General features: G+C 65.5%; 18 protein-coding genes. 3 read left to right on the top strand and 15 right to left on the bottom strand.

Features of this window, described 5'->3' with window-relative positions:
* Nucleotides 1–27: 27 nt before the first annotated feature.
* From G7Y49_RS02585 to G7Y49_RS02575, 3 genes are read right to left on the bottom strand one after another with little or no spacing between them, the layout of a single operon-like run.
* Entirely contained in the window at nucleotides 28–714 is a 687-nt protein-coding gene (locus G7Y49_RS02585) for a cytochrome b/b6 domain-containing protein (protein ID WP_165170929.1), read from the bottom strand.
* A 1-nt stretch (nucleotide 715) separates the two neighbouring features.
* A complete protein-coding gene (locus G7Y49_RS02580) occupies nucleotides 716–2,428 on the bottom strand; it encodes a nickel-dependent hydrogenase large subunit (protein WP_165170927.1) in 1,713 nt (570 codons plus the stop codon).
* Between the two features lie 13 nt (nucleotides 2,429–2,441).
* Complete coding sequence (locus tag G7Y49_RS02575) at nucleotides 2,442–3,770, bottom strand: hydrogenase small subunit (RefSeq protein ID WP_165170925.1); 1,329 nt, start codon at nucleotides 3,768–3,770, stop codon at nucleotides 2,442–2,444.
* A 429-nt stretch (nucleotides 3,771–4,199) separates the two neighbouring features.
* Between G7Y49_RS02575 and pheA the strand changes: the two genes are divergently transcribed.
* On the top strand, nucleotides 4,200–5,051 hold the full coding sequence (pheA, locus tag G7Y49_RS02570) for a prephenate dehydratase (protein ID WP_165170924.1): 852 nt from the start codon (nucleotides 4,200–4,202) through the stop codon (nucleotides 5,049–5,051).
* Nucleotides 5,052–5,214: 163 nt separating this feature from the next.
* Here the strand turns inward: pheA and G7Y49_RS02565 are convergent, their stop codons facing one another.
* The 7 genes from G7Y49_RS02565 to G7Y49_RS02535 all read right to left on the bottom strand — a co-directional run bounded on the left by G7Y49_RS02565 (nucleotide 5,215) and on the right by G7Y49_RS02535 (nucleotide 14,906).
* On the bottom strand, nucleotides 5,215–5,787 hold the full coding sequence (locus G7Y49_RS02565; RefSeq protein ID WP_165170923.1) for a manganese efflux pump MntP family protein: 573 nt from the start codon (nucleotides 5,785–5,787) through the stop codon (nucleotides 5,215–5,217).
* Between the two features lie 19 nt (nucleotides 5,788–5,806).
* Nucleotides 5,807–6,721: an adenine glycosylase gene (locus G7Y49_RS02560; RefSeq protein ID WP_165170922.1), complete on the bottom strand. Its 915-nt coding sequence runs from the start codon at nucleotides 6,719–6,721 to the stop codon at nucleotides 5,807–5,809.
* Nucleotides 6,714–7,253, bottom strand: a complete 540-nt coding sequence (locus G7Y49_RS02555; RefSeq protein WP_165170921.1) for an Rrf2 family transcriptional regulator — start codon at nucleotides 7,251–7,253, stop codon at nucleotides 6,714–6,716. Before G7Y49_RS02555 ends, G7Y49_RS02560 begins: the two co-directional genes overlap by 8 nt.
* Before the next feature lie 12 nt (nucleotides 7,254–7,265).
* The gene (locus G7Y49_RS02550) at nucleotides 7,266–8,918 is read right to left on the bottom strand and encodes a ribonucleotide reductase subunit alpha (RefSeq protein WP_241157235.1); all 1,653 of its coding nucleotides are present in this window, start codon (nucleotides 8,916–8,918) and stop codon (nucleotides 7,266–7,268) included.
* Nucleotides 8,919–9,222: 304 nt separating this feature from the next.
* Nucleotides 9,223–9,804: a helix-turn-helix domain-containing protein gene (locus G7Y49_RS02545; protein WP_165170919.1), complete on the bottom strand. Its 582-nt coding sequence runs from the start codon at nucleotides 9,802–9,804 to the stop codon at nucleotides 9,223–9,225.
* A 273-nt stretch (nucleotides 9,805–10,077) separates the two neighbouring features.
* Nucleotides 10,078–13,632, bottom strand: coding sequence for a response regulator (locus G7Y49_RS02540; protein ID WP_165170918.1), 3,555 nt, complete (start codon nucleotides 13,630–13,632; stop codon nucleotides 10,078–10,080).
* A gap of 236 nt (nucleotides 13,633–13,868) precedes the next feature.
* Complete coding sequence (locus G7Y49_RS02535; RefSeq protein WP_165170917.1) at nucleotides 13,869–14,906, bottom strand: type II TA system antitoxin MqsA family protein; 1,038 nt, start codon at nucleotides 14,904–14,906, stop codon at nucleotides 13,869–13,871.
* 129 nt (nucleotides 14,907–15,035) lie between these two features.
* Between G7Y49_RS02535 and G7Y49_RS02530 the strand changes: the two genes are divergently transcribed.
* Nucleotides 15,036–15,581, top strand: a complete 546-nt coding sequence (locus G7Y49_RS02530; protein WP_165170916.1) for a DUF6036 family nucleotidyltransferase — start codon at nucleotides 15,036–15,038, stop codon at nucleotides 15,579–15,581.
* A complete protein-coding gene (locus G7Y49_RS02525; RefSeq protein ID WP_206214525.1) occupies nucleotides 15,581–16,147 on the top strand; it encodes a helix-turn-helix transcriptional regulator in 567 nt (188 codons plus the stop codon). The genes G7Y49_RS02530 and G7Y49_RS02525 overlap by 1 nt, the downstream gene beginning before the upstream one ends.
* A gap of 48 nt (nucleotides 16,148–16,195) precedes the next feature.
* Here the strand turns inward: G7Y49_RS02525 and G7Y49_RS02520 are convergent, their stop codons facing one another.
* The 5 genes from G7Y49_RS02520 to G7Y49_RS02500 all read right to left on the bottom strand — a co-directional run bounded on the left by G7Y49_RS02520 (nucleotide 16,196) and on the right by G7Y49_RS02500 (nucleotide 24,075).
* Complete coding sequence (locus G7Y49_RS02520) at nucleotides 16,196–17,140, bottom strand: HAD family phosphatase (RefSeq protein WP_241157234.1); 945 nt, start codon at nucleotides 17,138–17,140, stop codon at nucleotides 16,196–16,198.
* A gap of 121 nt (nucleotides 17,141–17,261) precedes the next feature.
* Nucleotides 17,262–19,055 carry an ABC transporter ATP-binding protein gene (locus G7Y49_RS02515; protein ID WP_206214531.1) on the bottom strand — a complete coding sequence of 598 codons (1,794 nt, stop codon included), beginning with the start codon at nucleotides 19,053–19,055 and terminating at the stop codon, nucleotides 17,262–17,264.
* Nucleotides 19,056–19,285: 230 nt separating this feature from the next.
* Complete coding sequence (locus tag G7Y49_RS02510) at nucleotides 19,286–21,508, bottom strand: ABC transporter ATP-binding protein (protein ID WP_165170912.1); 2,223 nt, start codon at nucleotides 21,506–21,508, stop codon at nucleotides 19,286–19,288.
* Nucleotides 21,499–22,284 carry a MarR family winged helix-turn-helix transcriptional regulator gene (locus tag G7Y49_RS02505; RefSeq protein ID WP_165170910.1) on the bottom strand — a complete coding sequence of 262 codons (786 nt, stop codon included), beginning with the start codon at nucleotides 22,282–22,284 and terminating at the stop codon, nucleotides 21,499–21,501. The genes G7Y49_RS02510 and G7Y49_RS02505 overlap by 10 nt, the downstream gene beginning before the upstream one ends.
* Before the next feature lie 270 nt (nucleotides 22,285–22,554).
* Nucleotides 22,555–24,075 carry a hypothetical protein gene (locus G7Y49_RS02500; protein ID WP_165170908.1) on the bottom strand — a complete coding sequence of 507 codons (1,521 nt, stop codon included), beginning with the start codon at nucleotides 24,073–24,075 and terminating at the stop codon, nucleotides 22,555–22,557.
* Nucleotides 24,076–24,224: the final 149 nt, after the last annotated feature.

The following is a 24,224-nucleotide window of genomic DNA, read 5'->3' as shown; positions in this document are numbered from 1 at the left end:
TACACACATGCTGTGCGCGATGCGCGTCTAGTGCTTGATGTTGTCCTCGCCGACGATGTTGTGCGCGTCGGGATCGTACACCAGGCCGCCATGCTCCTTGTGGATGAACATGAGAGCCGTGGGCGCGAAGCCCTCGACGTTGGCCAGGTACACGTGGATGAACATGAACACGATGAACACGTACATCAGGAAGTAGTGGATGATGCGCACGCTCATGAGGCCGCCCAGGAACGTGGTGGTCGCCCACATGGCGCCAAGGTTCATGGTGGGAGCCCACAGGCACAGGCCCGTCCAGAACATCAGAACGATCAGGATCGGGATGAGCAGGTAGCTGAGCTTCTGCGGCACGCCGAGCTTCGCTCCGAGCGGATGGGTCTTGCGCAGGAACAGGTAGTACTTGACCCACTCGAGCGCCTGATGGCGGTTGTCCTTCTGCGGCAGCCAGGTCTTGTAGTCCTTGACCTGCTTGCGGGTGCCGCCCGTGGGGGAGGTCTTCACGAAGAAGGCCGCGATCACGCGGAACATGCAGTTCAGGAACAGCACGAAGCCGAAGAACACGTGCATGCCGCGCGCGACGCCCATGAACAGGGGCCAGAACGGGAAATGGATGCTGAAGCCGGTGACGATGAGCACGATCATGGCGATCAGGTTGATCCAGTGGGTCACCACGAACAGCAGCGGATGGGCTTCACGGTAATGTGCGAGATGTGCCATCTTACTTCACCCCCCAAGGGCTCGTAACCGTCTCGAAGGACTTGCCCGTGGCAGGCTCGGTCACGTGAACGGCGCAAGCGGTGCAGGGGTCGAACGAGTGCACGGTGCGCAGCGCGTTGATGGGCTTCTCGACGTCCTCGACCGGGATGCCGATGAGCGCCTGCTCCAGCGGGCCGTGTACGCCGTCGGCGTTCATGGGAGCGAGGTTCCACGTGGACGGGATGATGATCTGGTAGCCCTCGATCTTGCCGTCCTTGACCTTCTCGGAATGGTAGAGCGCGCCACGCGGGGCCTCCCAGAAGCCCGTGCCCTCGCCCGTGATGGTCTGGGGCTTGCGGAAGTACTCGGAGTCGCCCGACTTGACGGCCTCCATGAGCTCGACGACCCACTCCTTCATGAGGGTGGCGACGTAGAGCGTCTCGACCTGGCGAATGGCGGTACGGCCGAGCGTGGACTGAGCCGCGGACAGCGGAGCCGCGCCGGGCAGGCCGAGCGCCGCGCCGAGCTTGACCAGGAACTCGTCCACGTGCTTGACGATGAACGGGACCTTGCGCTGGTAAGCCGCGAGGATGCGGGCCAAGCTGCCGGCCTCCATGGGCTTGCCGTCGTAAGCGGGGCACTTCACCCAGGAGTAGCGGTCCTCCACGTTGTACTCGGTGAACTCCGGCTCGGTGGTGAAGTACGGCGACGTGAAGGTGTCGGAGCCCTTGTACCACGAGTGGCCCATGAACTCGGTGATGAGGCTCTCCTCGACGTCGGAGACCTTCAGGTTCTCGTCGAGGACGGCCATGGGCATGTAGCGGTTCTTCATCTGCTCGATGTAGTCGTCGCCGTAAGGCCAGCCCTGGCCCTCGAAGACGCCCCAAGCGATGTAGCGGCCGCAGCCCTTGCCCCAGTTCAGGCCATCCCGGTAGGCCGGAGCCAGCGCCAGGGTGTCCTGGATCATGGTGGTGGAGACCCAGTTGTAGATCTCGTCGACCATGGCCTTGAGGTCATCGAGCTTCTGCTCGGTGGGCACGAACGCCGTGCCGCCCGGGATGATGGTCATGACGTGGGGCATCTTGCCGCCGAGCAGCGCAGCCACCTCAGAGGAGCGCGCCTGCATCTTGAGCGCCTCAAGGTAGTGCGCGGTGCAGACCAGGTCGAGCTCGGGGGTGAGCTTGTAGGCGGTGCCCTCGTCGGCGTCGAACCAGTTGCCCGAGAAGATGGACAGCTGCCCGTTCGCGGCGAACTTGGTGAGCTTCTCCTTCAGCGCCACGAAGTCGGTGTTCGTGGAGGTGATGGCCTCGCCCTCGTTGGTGTTGTAGTACGTGGCCGCCAGGTCGTACACGTCGGCGACGTTGGCGTTCAGCGCGTTGAGGGGGTTCACGTAGTCGAGCGCAGCGAGGTTGTAGAACCACAGGATGTTGCTGTGCAGGAACTGCGCGCCCTCGATGAGGTTGCGGATGATGCGCGCGTTGTTGGAAATGGTGATGCCGTAGGACTTCTCAGCCGCGATGGTCGACGCATGCGAATGAGAGACCGGGCAAACGCCGCAGATGCGCTGGACGATCTGTGCGGCGTCCTCGGGCGTACGGCCCTCGACGACCATCTCCATGCCGCGGAAGCAGCCTCCAGACACCCACGCGTCGGAGACCTTGCCGTTGGTCACTTCCATTTCCACGCGCAGATGGCCCTCGATACGGGTAATCGGGTCAATAACAGAACGTGTCATATAGGCTCACCTCCTAGTTTTCTTCTGCGTCAGCCGAATCGGCGGACTCGTCGGCAGCGATCTTGCCGCGAACCGGGCGCGCGTGGCCGGCGTTGGCCTCGTACAGCGCGTCGTCGTCGAGGATAGGACCGCCCTTCTCAGCATCGGCGTAGGTGCCGATCGACTGCTCGGGATGCGCCTTGTCCCACTTGCGGATGGTCTCGAAGTCCGCGCCGCCGTCCATGCGGCCGGTCTTCTTCATGCCGAAGCCGTGCACCACGAGCGCCGCAGCCACCAGGCCGGTGACGGCGAGCGCGACGGTGCCGGGCTGGAACACCAGGCCGCCCACGCGCAGGTCGCGATGGCGCTTGTAGAACGGCGTGTTGACCTCGACCCAGTTCTGGCCGGGGTTGTTCGGGTTGGCCTCGCAGCAGCCGATGCAGGGAGAGCCGGCCTGCACGCACCAGGAGCGGCGGTTGTTCCACATGACCACGCCGCAGTTGGACTTGGTCTGGGGACCGCGGCAGCCCAGCGGGTAGAGGCAGTAGCCCTTGGCCTCTTCCTCGCTGCCGAACTCGTAGACGAACTCGCCGTTCTCGAAGTGGCCGCGACGCTCGCAGTTGTCATGGAGCGACTGGCCGAACATGCCCTCGGGCATGTTGAAGCTGTTGAGCTTGATGAGGCTCGGGTCCTTCAGCAGCACGACGTCAACGAGCACCGCCATGAGCCACTCGGGGTTGACCGGGCAGCCCGGGATGTTGATGACCGGGGTGGTGATGCCGACCTTCTGCAGGTACTGCTGGACGCCCAGGGCGCCCGCCGGGTTCGGATGGGCTGCCATCCAGCCGCCGTTGACGGCGCAGGAGCCGATGGCGACCACCGCGTTGGCGTGCTCGGCAGCTTCCTCGAGCGCCACGTTGCCGGTCTCGCCCGCAACGCGCAGCGTGTTGTAGTCGAAGCCCTCCAGCACACCGCCCTCGTACACGAGAATGTAGTCACCGGCTGCGATGGTCTGGGCCTTGGCCTCCTCCATCGAGTGGCCCGCAGCTGCCGACAGCGTCTCCGAGTAGTTCAGGGAGATCATGTCGAGCACGATCGTCGCCGGGTCAGGGGACTCGATCTGGGCAAAGGATTCCGTGCAGCCCGTGCAGGATGCACCCTCAATCCAAATGACCGGATACAGGTCGCCCTTCGTAGCGCCGATCACAGACTTCTCAAGCGCCTGAGCAACGCGCGGCGTGGCGAGCTGCGAAAGACCCGCAGCGGCCGCGACGGCACCGCAGAGCTTCATGAAGCTACGACGGGTGACACCGCGAGATGACAGAATGCTATCGAACTCTGAAATCGTGGCCTGATTTTCCATGTGTACACCTCCTCTAGGTGTCCTCGTCCTTTACATGCGGGAGTCATTTTCCACATATTTGAAGGTCTTGTGAACGCCAAACCACAAAAAAGCATCGGAGAAGCCGCCAATGGCATCAAAATGTTACGAGCCTCTCCTTGCGTAACATATCCGCAGGAAAACGAGGGGAAACGCCGCACGCCGCAACACCGCGCGCGCACGGCATGCGCGGCGCTCAAACGCGTGCGCTTCCGGCCCGCCCGAGCGCAGATCAGCGCAAGTCATGCGCCCACGTGAGCGCATGAGCGCTATCATATGCAGTTGGCGCTTCTGCGCCCGGCGCGTCGCGCGCACGGCATCGCGACGACCCGCCAAGGAAGCATCGCGCGCCGCGCTCGTTTCGACGCGGCGCGCATACGCATACACGAACGCAAAGGAAGCCAACCTGTCATGAGCAGCATCGACCGCACCATCGCATTCCTCGGCCCCGTCGGCACCTACACGCACGAGGCGGCCCGCTCGTTTGCCGAGCGCCTGGGGTTCGAAAGCCCCGACCTGCTGGAGTGCGCGTCGTTTGACGAGGTGTTCGACTGCGTCGACCGCGGGCGCGCGGCGTTCGGCGTGGTGGGCAAGGAGAACTCGCTCGAGGGGTCTGTCACGGCCACGCTCGACAACTTCGCGTTCCGCAGCTCGGCGGTCATCCTCGCAGAGAAGGTGGTCGACATCCACCACTGCCTCGTGGTGCACCCCGACGCGAAGCTCGAGGACATCCGCACGGTGGCCTCGCACCCCCAGGGGCTCGCGCAGTGCCGCCGCTACCTCAACGAGAGGCTGCCCGGCCGCTCCACGCTCACCGTGTCCTCCACGGCCGAGAGCGCGCGCCTGGCCGCGGGCGACGTGAGCATCGCCGGCATCGCCAACGAGCTCGCAGCCGAGCTGCACGGCGCGCGGGTGGCGAAGATGGGGATCGAGGACCACTTCGGCAACCAGACCTGCTTCGCGCTCATCGGACGCCCCGGCAGCGCGCCGCAGCTTGCCGGCGAGCGCTACAAGACCACGCTCGCGCTGTTCCTCCAGGCCGACAAGGCCGGCACGCTCAACATGATCCTGTCGGAGTTCGCCTACGCGAACATCAACCTGTCGATGATCCAGTCGCGCCCCACCAAGCAGCAGCTCGGCGACTACATGTTCTTCGTGGAGTTCGAGGGGTCCGTGAACGACATCGCCGTGCAGACCGCCCTGAACTGCCTGAGGCTGAAGCTGCGCGAAGTGAAGGTGCTCGGAAGCTACCCCGTGGAGTAGATTACGCGTTCGGCGGCGGCTGGGCAGGTGTCCGGGCGGACGGAGGGGCAGAGCCTAGTCGCTCGGACAGTCCTCGCTTTGTGGAACAGCCCGCTGGGCTGTTCCAGTCGCTGCGGAACTCGCTTGGTAGGCACCGCCCCTCCGTCCACCCTGCCGCTTGCCGCTAGATGATCCCCAGGTGCTCGAGGAGGATCTTCGCTCCTATCAGGACGAGCACGACGCCGCCGGCGATGGCGGCGGGCTTCTCGAAGCGGCTGCCGAACTGGTTGCCGATGGCCACGCCCGCAAACGACAGCGCGAACGTGGTGACGCCGATGAGCGCCGCCGCGGCGACGATGTTCACGCCCAGAAACGCGAACGTGATCCCCACCGCCAGCGCGTCGATGCTCGTGGCGACGGCGAGCATGACGAGCTCGCGCAGGTCGAGCTTGGGATCGGCCGGACACCCCTGCGCCTCGTCGTCCTCATGGAACGCATCCCACAGCATCTTGCCGCCGATGAAGGCGAGCAGGGCGAAGGCGATCCAGTGGTCGACCGGCGTGATGAGCGCGGCGAACTGCGTGCCCAGAGCCCAGCCGACAATCGGCATGAGCCCCTGGAAGCCCCCGAAGAACAGCGCGATCACGAACGCGTGCCTCCAGTTGACGCGCTTCATGCACAGGCCCTTGCAGACCGACACCGCGAACGCGTCCATCGACAGCCCCACGGCGATCATGAGAAGCTCGACGAAGCCCATCTCTCCCCCTCCGAAACCCTTACGGAACCAAGACGTCGCCGGTGCGCTTGAAGAAGCCCTCCGACAGAAGGTCGTCCACGATCGAGGCGAACGTCGCCTCGTCGACGCCGTCGCGCCCGGACGCGCGCTCCGCCGCGTCGAGCTCAGCGTGAACCTCCTGCGCGCGCACGCCCGCATCGGCGTCAGCCGCGAGCACGCGCCGCACGATCCAGGAGCGCTTCTGCCGCCGCGACCCCTCGAACGCCGACTGGCGCGTGTAGTGCGCGCTCTTACGCGTGGGGTTCGCCCCCGTCGCCTTCAGGTGCGCGCCGTAGTCCAGAAGCGCATAGTACCAGCTGCGCGGGCTGAAGAGGGCGTCTGGGAAAGCGCCGTCGGGAAGCGAGCCGTCGGGCGCGGGCGGGCACGTCGCCTCCACGAGCGGGATGAGCGTGCGGTCGGGCACCTTCTCGTCATGCGGGAACAGGTCGTGCAGGAAGACCGCGCGCACGTTCGTCTCCAGGTACACGCCCGGCAGCTGCCAGGCGAACGCGCGCACGCCGGCCGCCGTGGCGGGGCCGATGCCCGGCAGCGCCACAAGCTCCTCGTAGGCGCGCGGCAGATGCCCGGCGTAGCGCGCCGCGCACGTCTCGGCTGCCTTCTTCAGCGCGAGCGCCCGGCGGTTGTACCCGAGGCCCTGCCACCGCTCGAGCACGTCGGAGGTGCTCGCCGCGGCCAGCGCGTCGATCGTGGGGAACGCGCCGAGAAAGCGGCGCCAGAACTTCTCCACGCGCGCCACCTGCGTCTGCTGCAGCATCACCTCGGACACGAGCACCGCGTACGCGTCGTCGAGGTGCCGCCACGGCAGCTCGCGGTAGTGCGCCTCGCCCATCGCGCGCACGCGCTCCACGAACTCGGCGCGCGGCAGGCCGCCCTCAGGCCACGCGACCTCACGCATGCGCGGGAGCCTCCGCCGCCTCGGATGCCCCAGACGGGCCCGCTTCACCCGCTTCGGCAGCGGTCCCTTCGCTTTCTTCGCCCGCCTCAGACGACGCCTCGGGCAAGTCCTCCCCTTCCGCGAGCCCTGCCGCCACGGCCTCGCCGAACAGGTCGGCCAGCGTGATGTCGCTGAAGTAGCCTTCGAGCAGGCGGTCGGCGCCGCACCACACGCGGTGGTAGGCACATGAGCTGCTGCGCGGGCAGTACGCGGGGTCCTCCGAGCACGGCGAGATGGCCACCGTGCCCTCGACGGCCCGCAGCACGTCGAGCACCGTGACCTCCTCGAGCGGGCGCGCCATCGACACGCCGCCGCGCGCGCCGCGCACCGTGCGCAAGAAGCCCGCCTTCACCAGGTCATGCTGGATGCTGCGCGCGAACGCGTAGGGGATGTCCTCCGACTCGGCGATCTCGGCGACCGAGATGCGCCCCTGGCCCGTGCACACGGCCCGCAGCATGCGGCATGCGTAGTCGCACCGACGCGTGATGTCCACCGCGCACCTCCCCTATTCGCCCCGAAGGAGGTCGTCGATGTGGGAGAGGTCGGCGCGGAAGTCGCGGATGACCGCCTCCTCGAGCTCGTGGTACTCGGTCGAGTCGAGCGGCTGGTAGGCCGCCAGCTTGTCGAAGAGGTTGTCACGCGTGACCGGCTGGTAGCGGCGCATCATGAGCCCCGTCTTGTAGGCGTCCTCGAGCGCCTCGCGCGCGGCCATGTACATGTCGAAGCGCGGCATGTTGGCCGACAGGCGCACCAGGTCGGCGCGGTTGACGCCGCGCATAGACGGGTGCTCGCGCGCGATGTCCATCCAGATGTCGATGCGCTCCTCGGGCGTGGGGTAGTCGATGTCCACGAGCGTCAGCGGCTCGAGCAGCTCGAGGAAGAAGCCGTCTATCTCGGAGCTTGTCGCCGACGTGGCCAGCACGTACACGTCCGGGTTGTCAACCGCCCAGCGGATGAGGCTCACGGCCTCGCGCGCGCCGCGCGTGAGCTGCGCCATGAGGAAGTTGCCCGACTCCTCGCTCATCTCGGCGATGGGCGAGCTCCACAGGTCGAGGTCCTCGAGCAGAAGGACGCCGCCGGACGTGAACGCGTCGCGCAGCGTGCTGATCTTCACCGCCTTGTTGGCCTGCACCGTCACGCACAGAACCGGCATGCCCTGCAGGCTCTCCTCCATGTGCATGCGCAGCGTGGGCAGCTCGAGCTCGCCGAGCGTGGCCTCCGCGAAGCGGTTGGCGTCCTCGCGCGCCGGGGAGCGGAACAGCATGGTGTCGAGCGCCGGCATGCGGTCGAGGCCGTGCCGCGCGTTCATGAGCCCCACGAACCTCTGGAACTCCGCGTCGTCCTGCAGGCCGATGCCGAAGTCGCGCATGACCTGGATGGTCGAGTCGTAGCCGGCGAGGTTGTCGTAGGAAAGCACGCGCTCCTCCGCGCCGAGCTTGGCGCTGAGCTCCTCGGCGGCCTTCGCCAGAAACTCGGCGGGCGACTCGGAAGGCTCGGAAGCGGAAGCGGCGGCCTCGGACGCCGCGAGCGCGCGGCCGGGCTCAGGGGCGGGAGCAGCCGCGGAGGCGCCGGGAGCAGCGGAGCCCTCGCCAGCCGCGGGCGCCGTGGGCACGCCAAGGGCAGCCTGCCCCTGCTCGCTTGCCGCGCCAGGCTCCTCGGCGGCCACCTGCTCGCCCGGCACGTCGAGCATGAGCCCGGACGCGGGGATCTTGTGGCTCAGGATGTGGTCGATCTTCACCACGTGCGCGTCAAGGCCCAGGAAGTCCTCGGTGATCATCTGCGCCATGTCCTCGAGCTCGGTGCGCGAGAGCCCGTACTCCTCGAGCTTGTCGAGCGCGAGGTTCTGCAGCTCGCTCGAGCACACGGCCACCTCGTCAGGCGTGAGGTAGGGCTCCATGCGCTCGAAGATGTACTCGGCGAGCGAGCGCTCCTTGTGCGAGCAGGCCAGCGCCCACGCCTTCTTCAGCCCGAACACCGCGTCCTCCGAGGGCGCGTCGCTCTCGTGCGCCGCCTCCTCGAACGCCGCCATGTACAGGTGCATGCCCAAGACCGCGTCCCCGTCGGAGACCGCCGTCATGGCGCGCTTGAGGTACTCGGCGGCCTGCCCGCGTGAGCCGTCGTCGCGACTTGAGGTGTTGGCTTCGAAGTTCTCCAACACGATCCCACCTTCCTTGCCTTGTGCGGGCGCCCAGAGCATGCGCCCACGTCATGTGTCATAGCGCATTTTAGCCGACAGCAAGTGGCCAATCAGCCCAAACATCCCCACCTGCGCCCAAGCGCGACGGAAACATCATATTTTGCGACCAAAAGGATATCATTTGAGGAAGGGGTGCGAAGCGAGCATCGCGCACGTCGATCCATCGAAGCCGATGGATCGAATCTCGCAGTTATCAGTGGAAGCAAGCAACCTGAACGAGCTCGGGGACCTCGGCATCCAGGAGGCCCCGAGCCCGCGCCATGCGTCAGAGCAGGCGCACGATCCCTGCCGTCACGACCCCGACGGCTGCGCCGACGCACCCGCCGAGCAGGAGCTTCCTCATGACGCTCACGCCCAGCCGCTCGGGGACGCGCTGCGCCTTGATCTCGTCGAGGGAGGCTCCGCTGCAGAACGCCTTGATCTCGCGGTAGGTTTGAACCTCGTACTTCTTCTTGTCGTGGTCTACGAGGAACGCGAAGTACAGCGACAGCGCGTACACGAGCGCGCCCGCCGCGAGGGCGAGCCAGTTCTCCTGTGCGAACGCCACGACCGCTATAGCGAGGGACGCCACGAGGAGCGTCCCGTACAGCGCCGCGTTCTTCTTGAACGCCCTCACGTCCTCCTCTGCGATTCTTGCGTCAATCATGGGCAGGTCTCCTTTCACGAGCGCGTCAATGGAGGTCCCGAAGAGCCCGGCGATGAGGCTCAGGCTCTGCACGTCCGGATAGGACTTGCCGTTCTCCCAGCTGGAGATCGTCTGGCGGCTCACGAACGCCTTCCCGGCGAGCTCTTCCTGCGACATCCCCGACTCCGTGCGCAGATTCCTGATGGTCTTGCCGACTTCCATGCGGCCCTCCTTCCATGCCTTGCGGATCCCACCCTACAGGGCTTTTCCGTCATTGTCCGCCAAATGGGCTTGCACGGGGCCGAGAGCGTTGTCAAAACCTCTTTACATCGCGCTTTCTTCCTCTTCCCATGCCATCTTCCGCTAAGTCGGACGGAGCATCATCAGGATGTCGACACCAGTTCGTTTCAAGGGAGCCGCCATGAAGCTGCTCGCAGCCAACGGAGGCCAGCGCCCGAGCTTCAGGATTGACGCCAGGCTATCGCCGCCGCCCCTTTAAGCCTTTTCGTCTCCCAGCCATGTCTCCAGGCACCTCATCAGGTGGTCGATCTCCAGCGGCTTGGTGAGGTGCTCGTTCATGCCGGCAGCCCTGCTGCGCTGAACATCCTCCGAAAAAGCGTCCGCGGTCAAGGCGATGATCGGAATCTCGGCAGCGTCCTTGCGGGGCAGCTTTCTGATGGCCTCGGTGGCCTCGTACCCGTTCATGATCGGCATCTGGATATCCATCAGGATCATGTCGTAGTAGCTCTCCCCCGATGCCTCGAACTTCTCCAGGGCCTCCTGTCCGTTTTCCGCGCACTCAACCGTCACGCCCGTCTCGCCGATGATGTCTTCCGCGATTTCCCGGCTCAGCACATTGTCCTCGACCAGGAGAATCCTCTTCCCCTCCAGCTTCATGTCCGAAAGCGAGGCCTCCTCCGGAAGCTCCTTGCCGCGATCGTCGTCCAGGATCTGGTTGAAGAGATATACCAGACGGGACTTGAACAGCGGTTTGGAGATGAACCCGTTGACGCCTGCGCGGCGCGCCTCTTCCTCTACGGCGCTCCAATCATAGGCCGAGAGGATGATGATGGGCACGTCATCGCCAACGTCTTCGCGAATCGCCCGCGCTGTCTCGATGCCGTCCATTCCCGGCATCTGCCAGTCCAGGATCACGGCAAAGTAATCCTCATCGCTTCGGTGGCGCTCACCCACCCGCTGCACGGCTTCCATTCCGCTCAGAACATACTCGCCCTTCATTCCGATGTTCTCGAGGATCAGGCAAGACGCCTCGACGGCGTTTTTGTCGTCATCCACCACCAGCACCGGCAGGTCCGCGAGCTTCTCCGTATCGGGCGCCTGCGCATCCATGTGCTTGAGGATCAGCGTCACGACGAATTCCGTACCCTTGCCCAGCTCGCTCTCCACCGTGATATCGCCGCTCATCCTGCGGGCGATGTTCCTCGCGATGGCCATTCCGAGCCCCGTGCCCTCGACCTTGCTTACCCGGGAATCCTCCGCACGGCTGAAGGGCTCGAACAGCCTCTCCAGAAACTCCTTGCTCATGCCGATTCCGTTGTCCCGGAAAACAAACTCGTAGCAGCCGTAGCCATAGGTTTTGAACGGCTTCTCGTTGATCTCCATTTCGATGTTTCCACCCGGGTTCGTGTACTTCACCGCGTTTCCCAATATGTTCATGAAAATCTGCTGCAGCCTCATGGCGTCGCCGATTACGCGCTCGTGCTCCACGTTCGCAATATGCACGTCAAAGTTGTGCTTTCTCTCCTGCATGGAGGGCCGAATCATGGTGACCAGGCTTCCGATCAGGTCGGAGAGGTTCACCTCCTCCTCCATCAGGTCGATTTTCCCGGATTCGATCTTGCTCATGTCAAGAACTTCGTTGATCAGCGAGAGAAGGTGCCGGCTGGAGATCGTGATCTTCTTCAGGCAGTCCTCGACGCGCTCCCTGTCCTCCAGGTGCTTTCCCGCGATGGCCGTCATTCCGACGATGGCGTTCATGGGCGTTCTGATGTCATGGCTCATTCTCGACATGAAGTCGCTCTTGGCCGCGTTGGCGTAGTTGGCGGCGTCGCAGGCTTCCCTCAGCGCCTGCTGCTCCCGCTCCTCCCGCAGCTTGCTCTCCGTCACATCCTGCGCCGCATACAGCGCCCGCTTCGGCCGGCCGTCGTCGGTGGTCTCAGCCAGTATGACGCTGGCGCGAATCCATGCCCTGCGGTTGTTCTGATCGGGCACCATGCGGTATTCGAAGGCAGCCACCGGCTGCTCCGCGCTCAGGGTGCTCAGCAGCCTGCGGTAGCTGACGTATTCCAGATACTCCTCCCTGTCGTCGGCGGAGATGAAGTTCTCGGCATAGAGGCGGATCGCCTGGGTGTAGTTCCTCTCTTCGCCCAGGACTTGGCTGACCGCTTCCTTCTGCCTGACGGGCCTGAGGGTCTCGTTCTCAAGGTCGATGTAATAGGTGGCGAAGAACATGCTGCTCAGGCTGCTGATGATGGAGGCCTTCTCGGCGGACTCCCGGTAGGCCTGCTCCTCCGCCAGCTTCTCCGCCGTAACGTCCCGTCCTAATACGTTGACCAGGGTCTTCTCCCCCTGCCGGATGTAGAGCACGTGCTCCTCGGTCCACAGCGGGGATTCCCCCCGGTGCCTGTACTGGCAGACATCCTCCCGAAAATCCTGCACCGTCTCAGCGTTCTTTCGAAGATTCTCAAGGAACAGCGTCTTTTCGAACGTCCCTCTGTCCGCCTCTACGACAGTTTCCTCAGAGGCCTTTCTGACATAGTAATCATAGTCGCCCTCTACGCGCCTGCTGGTAACGCCCTCCCGCAGATAGACCCTCTCGCAGATTCCGGTCTCCAGGTCGACGGTGCTCAATATGCTGTACCTGGATCGGATGATGGCCGCCATTCTCTGGTCGTTGCGCATCTGCTCCATGTCTCTCTTCGTCTGCTCGTCCACATCCTGAAAAGTCAGGATAGCGTAGCCGCCCTGTTTCTTGTTTTCCTTCAGGTAGGCTGATACCGAGACATACCGCCAGTCGCCATACAGGAACACCCGGCACAGAATGGTCCTCTTCTCTTCTCCGTTCTCCCACGCCGTTCTCATGGACTCCAGGGAGAGTTGGTCGTACACCCTCTCCCGGTCCTCGGGGGATATGTAGCCGGCGCCGATGCCCTGAAACGTGTCGTCCCAGAGGGAGTTCTCCGTGTCCACGTTCCGTCTGATCTTTTCCGTGGCCTGCACGATGTTCACGCGGCCCGTCTGCAGGTCTACGACGTAGATCGCAAAGTTCGTCTCTCCCAGCGTGTTGATGATCTCCTGGTTGCGGATGTTGACTTCTTCTCTTGCAAGCCCCTCCCTGAAGGCATCGTGGATGTCCTTCAGGCAGATCATGACCTTCTGGTTGTCGTCGGTATAGTCAAAATCCGGAACGACCTCCAGGTGGTGCCATCTGTAGGTGTCTCCGTGTTTGCGGCGATAGATGCAGCTCAGCTTCTTCACGCCCTCTTTCAATTCGGCTTTCGCATGGTCGAAGTGGACGAAGCTCTCGTATCGCTCGATATCCTCCTCATAGACATAGCCGCATTTGGAAACGCCCAGGAACCAGTCGGAGAGAGAGCCCATGTGTCCGCGCAGCTTCTGCATCTCCTCCTCGTCGGCCTTCACGATCATGTAGCTGTCCGTCGTCAGATTCCCCCGCAAAACCTTGTGGTAAATGTGATTGGCCACCTCCGCGTAGGGCGTGACGGCAATCACGAACGCCGGAACCTCTTCTTCCCAGAGAATGCGGGTGGCCGCAATCTCCACGACCTCGCCAAACGGATCACCATAATTCACCGAGCGGGCTTCGTTTTTGTCCCCGATATACAGCAGCGGGCAGTTGTCGCAGGCGCCCTCCCACAATTCATGGCAAATCATGCCCTTCTCGATATTCGGCGCAATCTCCCTGACCCGCTTGTTGAAGTATAGAATTTCGTGATTGTCCTCCCGGATGACATAAACCGCCGTCATCTGGAGCGAATCCAGGATCAGTTCATATTCCCTCGTTGCCATGTAGGTTCTCCCGCATTTTCCTTAGGTTTAGAGCGTTGGGCTTCTCAAGCGAAGCTTCCGATCATTGTATCAAACGCGTCTTTTTTTCGATTTCGAATTCCGCCACTGGGGCAGTGACGCGATTATCGACCCCCCCCCGACATGAGCCCGACGGCGAGCCCGACGGCGAACCCGAGCGCATCGCAGAAGCAGGCAAGGGAGGACCCGGCGTCCGACGCCTGTGCTAAACGTCTATGTTAGACCCCGACGAATTGCTCAAGGCTGTTGAGCTCATATGCATCGAGGTAGGAAAGCGGCATGCCGTCGTCGCTTTCCATCCAGAGCTTCTCCTGGTGGCTGTAATCGCTGAGCTCCTTCGCCGTGCCAAAGCCGTTCACGAACTCGGCGACCCTCTCAAGGATGCGAAGCTCCTGGCTCGTGAACAGGCTGGGATCGAACTCCTCCCCCGTCTTGAACACCGTCGCTTCATACGGGCCGCATGAAGCCGACCTTTCGAGAAGGTGCCCTTGCCTGACCAGCTGCCCGAAAACCACGTCATACTGATCCACGATCGGCCCATGCGTGGCATGCGCGTATACGAGTCCCGACATAGAGCAGGCCGTATCCGCAAAGCACGAGAAGTCCGCGTAGAACATGGCCTTGTTCAGCTTCGTGCGGCCGAGGTTTGCGCAATGCTGCGCCATGTAGACGGCCATTTGCACGACACGGCCCCAGTCGAGCTTCCTGAACCCGTTGCGCTCGGAAGGGGGCTCCTCCGACAGCAGCAAGCGGAAGTTGCCAACTGGATTTCCCGCAAAAGCATGGTCGCCAGCCTCATTGGCCAAGAGGGCGAGGGCCTTTTGACGGGCGGACTCGGCTTGGCTCGCCGGGATCTCGCCGTCATGCTCATCGAGCAGCGCGAGCATGCTCTCGGGTTGGCTCGCCCGCCTTATCGCCACGTCAATCTGCTTCGTCTGCAACGCGCCATGCTCGTATCGGCTCAAGGTCGCGCCGCCGAGGTTCAAGAGCGTGGCGAACGACTTCTGGGTCAAGCCGTATCGCGCGTAAGACTCCCTTATCTCGCAAGGAGACAGCAGATTCTCCTCTGCGCGGTAGGCGGCAAAAGCAGACTCCAGATTCGAGCGGGAGATCTCCTCATCGGCGATCGCCTCACCGCAATGCGGGCAAACCGCCCGAAGCTGGCGAGCGCGCACGTCGACTTTCCTCACGGTAAGGGGGACCACCGCTTCGGTCACTTCAGCTTCAATCCTGCTGTCGCACTTAGGGCAATACATAGACCTCACGCTACTCCTTATCACGTGAATAAGAGGATCGTAGAGCTTTAATCTATTGTTTCGCAATCAACTCTTCTTGTCGCTCCTCCTATAGTATTATTATCAAAAAATAATACTATAGGAGGAGCGATGGACAAGGCTGAGCTTATCTCCAAACTGAAGCGCATCGATGAAGACATCTTCTTTTCTGGGGTCCTTCAGGAGGGACAACGCGTCGGCGTCATCATAGTGGGAGCAGGCGCATTGCTGCTGAGCAACCTTTCGTCAAAAGGAGCGACGAAAGACGTCGACATCCTTCGGGCCGAGGAATCAGTGAAACCTTTCCTTCTTCGTGATGCCGATTTCAACAGTCAGTGCGCAGCTTACGAAGCATGCCTCCCCTACAACTTCGAGGACCGTATCGAACGCATTGACCTGGACACCTATGTGCTCGACATTTACGTTCCCTCGCTTGAAGACGTGGCAGTAATGAAGCTGTATCGATGGGAGGCTCCTGACATGGCCGATCTTACCGCACCTGAGTTTCTGAAAAAGCTGGACTGGGCGGTTCTCGACCACCTTGTGCATTCTCCCGAAGAGGCGGCGGCGAGCCGTTGCGCTTTGCCCGAACAAGATCGAGAGCTGAAGAACCTGCTTCACAACTATCACGCATACGAGGAAGGATGGCGACGGTAATGCTCACGTTTCGCGGATTCCTTCTGAAGTACTGCCAAGAGCTCGCAGGCGCGCAGACGTCAAGCCTGAAGAAGCTGTTCGCCATCGCGAAGCAGGGGCGGCCGCGCGTTTTCGAGCCGCTTCTCCTTTTGTCGCTCTGCGATCACAGGGAAGACTACCTAATGAAGCAGGCGGTCGGCTCCAGCGTGTTCGACGCGTATCGGCACATGACGACCCGCTTTCATCGGTCGGGCCTTGCGCTGGAGCGCTTTCTCGACACGCTGCCCGAGAGAAGCAGGTACAGGCGCCCCCTCATCGCGTGGCGCGCCGAAAAGGCACGGAAGCAAACCGATCGGCAGACGCTGCAGAGGGTCGCTACCTCCCTTGTGACGCTGCTCGAGCAGAAGGGCATAAGCCGCGCCGAGGCATGCAGGATCACGGGGCTGAACAAGGGGAACTTCTACGCGTTCCTGAAAGGGGACGTATCGAAGCTCAGCCGGAGCACTGCGATGAGGGCGTACCGGACGCTGCGCTCCCTCCCCTCTTCCCCGTCCTCTCAACAGGCGGATAGAGCAACGATGCCGTAACCGCAAGCGAAGCGGAATCCATGGCGCTCGCGTCAACTACTCCGAATCTTATTCCCAGTCGAGGATCTCGTAGCCTCGCTCTTGGGCGGTTCTCTTGAGGGGGCGGTCGGGGGTCACAGCGTGACCCTCCCGGGCGCTGGCGAGCAGAGCGCGGTCAGAGTGGTGGTCCCCGTAGGCCCAGCCGACCTCCCACCTCCCCGCGCCGAAGCGCTCGTCGGCGAACCGCGCGAGGGCGGCCACCTTCTCCTCCCCCTCCACGGGCAGCCCCTCCACCTGCGTGGTGTAGCAGCCGTACGCGTCGACCCTCATGCGCGTGGCGATCGCGTACTGGATGGGGTGCTCGAGCATGGCCGCCGCGATGATGGGCTCGAACGTCGCCGACACGCACACCACCACATGTCCCGCGTCGAGGTGCGCCCGCATGGCGCGCACCGCCTCCGCGCGCACGCGCGGCGACACCTTGCGGCGATAGAACGCGCGCAGGTACTCGTTCACCTGCGCCACGGGCTTGCCGTGAAACGCCGAGAACACCAGCCCGCGCACCCAGCTCTCGTTCTGGGGCAGGCGCGCCTTGTACGCGCCGCCCCACACGAGGATGCGCGCGATCACCGACGGGGCGAGCTTGCCCTCGCGCGCCAGGTGGCGCACGAGCATGACGGGCGAGTTGCCCGTGAGCGTCGTGCCGTCGAAGTCGAACACCGCGATGCGCACCTTGCCGTCCGCGCCTGCAGGGCCGGGGGTGGTCACGGCATCAGAAGCAGATGAGGGCGCAGGGGTGGCCGCGGCATCAGAAGCAGCTGCGTGACCGGGGGTGGCCGCGGCGAACGCCCCTGCATCCGCGGCGAACGCCCCCGCGCCCGCGGCGCCCTCCCCAGCTCCCGGCATCAGCCGCGCGGCGCCGAGCGCCCCGGGCGTCACGCGCACCACGCCCTCGGGGAGCTCCCGGGGATCCGAGGCGCCCTCGCAGGGAACCAGCACGTAGTCGTCTTCCATATGCGGCATGATCAAGGTTGCGTCTCTCTATGGCTCAGGGTCGACCTGCGGCTTCTCGCGCAGCGTGGCGCGCGCCCCCGCGCGTGCCACGCCCTGCGGCGCAACGTGACGCGCCGCGCCTTCAGTCGACCTCGTCGATGCAGTCTACGAACTGTGAATTATACAGCTCGGCATAGAAACCTCCAAGGGCCAAAAGCTCAGCGTGCGTGCCCTGCTCGACAATGTCTCCATGATCCATCACCAGGATGAGGTCGGCGCTCCTGATGGTGGAGAGCCGGTGCGCGATCACGAACGACGTGCGCCCCGCCATGAGGTTGTCCATCGCCTGCTGGATGCGCTCCTCGGTGCGCGTGTCGACCGAGCTGGTGGCCTCGTCCAAGATCAGCATGCGCCGATTCGCCAGAAGGGCGCGCGCGATGGTGAGCAGCTGCCGCTGGCCCTGGCTGACGTTGGAGGCGTCCTCGTTGATCACGAAGTCGTACCCGCCCGGCAGCGTGGTGATGAAGTGGTGCGCGCACGCGCCGCGCGCCGCCGCCTCGATCTCCTCGCGCGTGGCGTCGAGCTTGCCGTAGGCGATGTTCTCGGCGATCGTGCCGCTGAACAGCCACGTGTCCTGCAGCACCATGGCGAACATCCCGCGCACGTCGGCCCGCGCGAAGTCGCGCACGTCCACCCCGCCGATGCGGATGGCGCCGCCGTCAACCTCGTAGAAGCGCATGAGCAGCTTCACCATGGTGGTCTTGCCCGCGCCCGTCGGCCCCACGATGGCCACCGTCTGGCCCTCCTCCACGCGCGCGGAGAAGTCGTTGATGACCGGCTCGCCGGCGCGGTAGCCGAAGCTCACGTGGTCGAACTCCACGTCGCACGCCACGTCGTCGGTGCGCGCCGTCGCGCGCTCGGCGTCCTGCTCGGGCTCGTCGAGGAACTGGAAGATGCGCTCGGCGGCCGCGGCCATCTGCTGAAGCACGTTGGACACCTGCGCGAGCTGCGTGATGGGCTGCGTGAAGTTCTTCACGTACTGGATGAACGCCTGGATGTCACCGACGGTGATGGTGCCGCGCGCGGCCAGCAGGGCGCCGAAGATGGCCACGGCCACGTACCCCAGGTTGCCCACGAAGTTCATCACGGGCTGCATGAGGCCGGAGAGGAACTGCGACTTCCAGCCCGCCTCGTAGAGCCGCTCGTTGGTGGCGCGGTAGGCGCGCACGACCTCGTCCTCGCGGCGGAACGCCTTCACCACGGCATGCCCGGAGAAGGTCTCCTCCACCTGGCCGTTGATCTGGCCGAGCAGCGCCTGCTGCGCGAAGAAGTGCCTCTGCGAGCGCTTCACCACCACCATGACCAGCACGATGGACACCGGCACGACGAGCAGCGCCACGAGCGTCATGGCCCCGTTGATCGACAGCATCATGACGAGCACGCCCACGATGGTGGTCACCGACGTGATGAGCTGGGTGACGCCCTGGTTCAGGCTCTGCCCGAGCGTGTCCACGTCGTTGGTGACGCGCGAGAGCACGTCTCCCGTCGAGTTCTTGTCGAAGTAGCTGAAGGGCATCTGGTCGATCTTGCGCGCGATGGCGCCGCGCAGGCGGTAGCACGTCTGCTGGGAGACGTACGCCATGACCCAGCCCTGCACCCACGAGCACGCCGCCGACAGCGCGTAGAGCCCCAGCGTGGTGAGCAGGATGCGCGCGACGAGCTCGTAGTCGATGCCGCCCGTGCCCGACACCTTCGCCACCAGGCCCTCGAAGAGCGCGGTGGTGGCCTCGGAGAGCACCTTGGGCCCCACGATGCTGAAGACGGTCGAGCCGACGGCGAACGCGAAGATCACCACGAGGTGCACCTTGAACTGCCCCATGAAGGCGAGCATCTTGCGCATGGTGCCCTTGAAGTCGCGGGGCTTCTCGCCGGGCATGCGCGCGCCGTGGCCGTGCGGGCGGCGCCGCGGGGCGCCCTTCTTGCCTGAGGAGGCGTAGGCCTGCTGCCTCACGGCCTCGGCCCGCGCGCGGCGCGCGGCGGCGCGCTCCTCGGGCGTCATCGCGTCGTGGGCCGCCGGCATGTCGGCGACGTCCTGCGCGCCGAGCGCCTGGGCGCCCATGACGGCGCGGGCGGCCTTCACGGCCTCGGGTTCTCTGACCTTGCCCCTCATGCAGCATCACCTCCCATCCCGAGCTCCTCCTCCGAGAGCTGCGACAGCGCGATGGCGCGGTACTCCTCGCAGTCCCGCATGAGCTCCTCGTGCGTCCCCTTGCCCACCACGCGGCCCTCGTCGAGCACCACGATGCAGTCGGCTCCCTGTATGGTGGATATGCGCTGCGCCACGATCACGCGCGTCACACCGCGGGCGCGGGCGTCGAGCGCGGCGCGCAGGTCGGCGTCGGTCTTGTAGTCGAGCGCCGAGAACGAGTCGTCGAACAAGAGCACCCGCGCGTCAGCCGCCAGCGCCCGCGCGATGCACAGGCGCTGCCGCTGGCCGCCCGAGACGTTGGTGCCGCCCTGCGATATGGGCGCGTCCAGGCCGCCGGCCTTCTCGGCCACGAAGCCGGCCGCCTGCGCCACCGCGAGGGCCTCGTCCACGCGGGACGCCGCCATGCCCTCGTCGGCGTAGGTCACGTTCGACTCCACCGTGCCCGTGAACAGGAACGCCTTCTGCGGCACGTACCCTATTTGCCCGCGCAGGTCGGACTGCGCCATTGCGCGCACGTCGACGCCGTCGACGCGCACGGCGCCCGCGCTCACGTCGTAGAAGCGCTCGATGAGCTTGCACACGGTGGACTTGCCCGACCCCGTCGATCCGATGACGGCGAGCGTGCTGCCCGGCTCGGCCGTGAAGCTCACGTGCTCGAGCACGTACTCGCTCGTGTCGTCGTAGCGGAAGGACACGTCGTCGAAGACGATCTGGGCGCCGCGCGGGCGCGAGGGGTTGGAAGCTGGCGACGCCGGGTCGCTTGCCCCCAGAGCGCCAGCCAGTTCTCCCGCCGATTCGCCGGCTGCCGCCGTCGGCGACGCCGGGTCGGTGACGGAGGGCGCCGTCGCAAGCACCTCGTTGATGCGGCCCGCCGCCACGTCAGCGCGCGGCAGCATGATCGAGATCATGCCGATCATGAGGAAGCTCATGATGATGACCATGGAGTAGGTGATGAACGCGATGAGGTCGCCCGTCTGGATGACGCCGGAGTCGACGTAGAGGCCGCCTATCCACACGATGCCGACCGAGGTGACGTTCATGATGAGCATGAGCGCCGGCATCATGAAGGTCATGGCGCGGTTGGTGAACAGCTGGGTCTTCATGAGGTGGGTGGAGGCCGCGTCGAAGCGCTCCTCCTCGAAGTCCTCGCGGTCGAACGCGCGCACCACGGGCAGGCCCGTGAGCATCTCGCGCGCCACCAGGTTCACGCGGTCGATGAGGGACTGCATGATGCGGAACTTCGGCATGACCACCTTGAACAGCACCGCGATCACCGCGAACACCGCGACGATGGCCACCACGATGACCCAGCCCATGGAGGCGTTGGTGGACATGACCATGACGATGCCGCCCGCGGCGAGGATGGGCGAGTAGAGCACCATGCGCATGAGCATGATCGACACCATCTGGATGAGCTGGATGTCGTTGGTGCCGCGCGTGATGAGCGAGGCGGCCGAGAACCGGCCGATGTCGCCCTCGGAGAACTCCATGACGCGCGTGAACAGGCGCTCGCGCAGGTCGCGCCCGATGGCCGCGCCCGTGCGCGACGCCACGAGGCCCACCAGCACGGCGAGCGCGGCGCCTGCCGCTGCCAGCCCCAGCATGGCCGCCCCCGTGCGCAGGAGGTAGCTCATCTGCATGCCGGACAAGTCGTAGCCGAGCGCTTCGTACTCGGCGCGCGCCGCGGCGATGCCCTGCTGCTCGATGATCGTCTCCTCGACGTCAGCCATCGCCGCGCGCGCCGCCTCGACGGCGGAGAGGACCTCGGACTTCGGCAGCTGCCCCGCCTGGTAGGCGGCGAGCAGCTGGTCGAGGTCAACCTCACCTGAGAGCCCCTGCACGCCGTGCGCGGCGATGAGCGGCAGCGTGAGCAGGGAGTCAAGCTCCTTGATGCGCTCCCGCCCCGCATCGTTCATGCGCCACGCGCCCTCGGCGGCGTCGTACGAGCTGCGCAGCAGCTCCTCGTCGCCCTCAGGCGACATCATGCAGGCGAGCTCGAAGGTGCGCTCGGTCAGCTCGTCGGCGGCGACGTGCTCCACGCCCTGCTGCTGGATGCCCACGTCCACGATGTCGGAGGTCAGCCGCGGCAGCGACAGGTCGGCGGCGGCCTGGCCGATGAGCAGCACGGTCACCACGAGCAGGGCCAGCTTGTGCTCGAGGAGGTAGCGGGCTATGCGCACGGGACCTCACCGCCCCCACGGGACGCAGGGGCGTCATCCGCGACGGCGGCGGCGTCTTCGCGCGCGTCCGCATGCGCGCCCGCGCCCACGCCTTCCGGCTGCGAGGGGTTGCCTGCGCCCACGTCAGCGACCGCTGCAGCGCCCGCGCCCGCGCCTTCAGGCTGCGAGGGGTTGCCTGCGCCCGCGTCCACGCCAGCGACCGTCGCAGCGCCTGCGGCGACGCCGTCGTGCAGCTGGGCCTGGAACTCCACGATGAGGCGCATCGTCCGCAGCAGGGCGCGGAAGTTCTCCTCGCCCACGTAGTCGATGAGCGCGCGAGCCTGCGACGTGGCCACGGCGTCCACCTCGCGCGCCAGGCGCAGGCCCGCGGGCGTCAGGTTGATGTCCACCGCGCGGAAGTCGTCGCCACCGCGCTCGCGCTCCACGAGGCCCTTCCCCTCGAGGCTCTTGAGCACCTGGGAGAAGGCCGACGGCGTCACGTGCAGGAGCGCCGCCACGCAGCTGGGTCGCACCGGCTTCTCGCTCGACCTCCTCTTCGCCGCCATGACCATGCGCACGGCGCGCGCCTCGGTCGGCGTGACGCCGTCGACGGACACGACGGGCATGAGGCGGTTCTTGCGGAGGAGACGCGCGAGATCGAAGAACTCGTCGCGGAGCGCGTCGAAGACCTGCGCGCCCTCGGGGTTGCCGACAGTCGCGGAAGCCAGGGCCCCCGACGCTCCAGGCGCGCCCTCGCCCACGCAGCCGCATGCACCCGCAGAGGTTTGCTCGTTCATCGCTGCCCTTTCTGTTTAGGTTCGAATTTGTTTAGAACCTAAAGTAATGAAAGCACCGCGACTTTGCAACCCCTCGGGCAAAGCTCCCCACAAAGCCTGCGAAGGGCACACATCTCGCCGCGAGAGCGCGAGCATACGCCCCCGGGGCCCGCACGCGCGAGCGCACACCCCAAAGGCCCGCGCGCGCAAGCGCACGCCCCCGAACCGCCTTAACACACGTGAGCGCACGCAGGCCCTCTTCGCCACCTTCGCCTGCCGCTTCGGCGCGCCCTACCCCTGGAAGAGCGCCCAGAGGCGGTCGAGGAGGGTGGGCTCGGGGGCCTCCTCGACCACCGGCTCCTCGGCGGGCTTCTCGATGGCGGCGGTGGCGAGCACGAACTGCACCTCGGACGTGTGCTCGTTTCGGTCGGAGGTGAACGAGGTCGGCTCGAACGGGGGGAACTCGTAGTCGGCCATCATGCGCTCGATCTCGGCGCGCATGACGTCGGGCAGCCCCGCCGTCACGCTGTCGAGCGCGCCTATGCCGCCCGCGAGCGCGTCAGCCCCGCTCGCCAGCTGCTTCGCGCCCCCGGCGTAGGCGTCGAGGTAGCCCGAGAGCTCCGGGTAGCTCTTCGAGAACGCGCGGATCTGCGCGATGACCGCCTTCACCTTCGCGACGTTCTCCTCGCTGAACGCGCTCGCGACGGCGTCGATCTGCGCGGCGAGCTCCCTCAGGCGCGCGGCGAGCTCGTCATAGCCGCCCAAGAGCTCCTCGAGCGAGCCTTGGACGTCCTCCCACTCGCGCACCGCCTTCTGCGCGGCCTCGTACGCCTGCTTGAGCTTCTCGAGGGCCGCCGCATCGGCCTCGGTCCCGCCCGCGCGCACGGCCGCGTCGAGGCCCTTCAGCTCACCGGGCGTGACGCTGCTCGCCGAGAGCTTGTCCATCGAGGTCCCGAGCTCCCCAAGCGAGACGTCCCCCGACTTCACCAGCTCCTCTATCTTCTCGGCGAGCTCGGTGAGCTTCTTGCTGAGCTCGGCGAGCTTCTCGGAGTCCAAGCTCTCGATCAGGCCGGACTCCTCGATGCGCGCAAGCGTCTCGTCGATCTGCGCCGAGACGCCCCCCAGCTCCTCCAAATACCCGTTGAGCGTGCCCACGAGCGTCTCGGTGCCGCCGGCGAACGCCCCCACCCCGCCCGCGAGCTCGGAGGTGCCGGCGGAGAGCTGGCTGATGGCGCTCGTGAGCTGCGACATCTCGTCGACCATGCCGCTCGCGTCGGGCATCTCGATCACCGAGGTGTACGGCAGGGCCGCGATCTGCACGCCCGGCATCGTGAAGTCGCTCACCTGCGCGGTGAGCGTGAAGTCGCCGTCATGCCCGGGCAGCACCGTGAACGCGGCCGTGCGGTCGGCTCCCGACAGGGCGAGCGTGGCGCCCTCGGCGGCCACGTCGTGCGCCACTTCCCCGCCCAGCGTGAACGTGATCTGCATCATGTAGCTCTCGTAGAAGCCCTCGGGCACGTCGGCGGCGTCGTTGCGCTCCGTGGTCAGGCGCACCTCGAGCTTGCCGCTCGCGCCGGCGAGGTCGGCCGGGTCAACTGTGCGCCCGTCGAGCGCGTAGGAGAGCGCCACGTTCCACGGCAGCTCCACCTCGCCGAGGTTCCCCTGGTAGAAGAACGACCCCGCCGGCGCGTCGAAGGCCACGGCCTCCCCGTCGTGCTCGAGCTGGTCCTGGCTGCTCAAGTTCGTCACCGCGTCGTACGCGCCGAAGTCCACGATGCGCCCCGGCTCGCTCACCTCGAAGCGGTTCACCACGTAAGCCGCCTCGGGGGCGCCCTCAGCCGAGAGCGACGCGTAGACGACCTCGGACTTCTCGAAGGCAGCCGTCGTCTCCTGCGCAGAGGGGCCCGCGCCCGCGGCGCCGCCCGCGGAGGCGGTCGCCGGCGCCGCGGCGGCCTACGGCG

Source organism: Adlercreutzia sp. ZJ242 (genome assembly GCF_011038995.1).
In the GTDB taxonomy this organism is placed as follows: domain Bacteria; phylum Actinomycetota; class Coriobacteriia; order Coriobacteriales; family Eggerthellaceae; genus CAAEEV01.
Note: the sequence above shows the minus strand (reverse complement) of the source record. Positions and strands in the feature narration are given on the sequence as shown.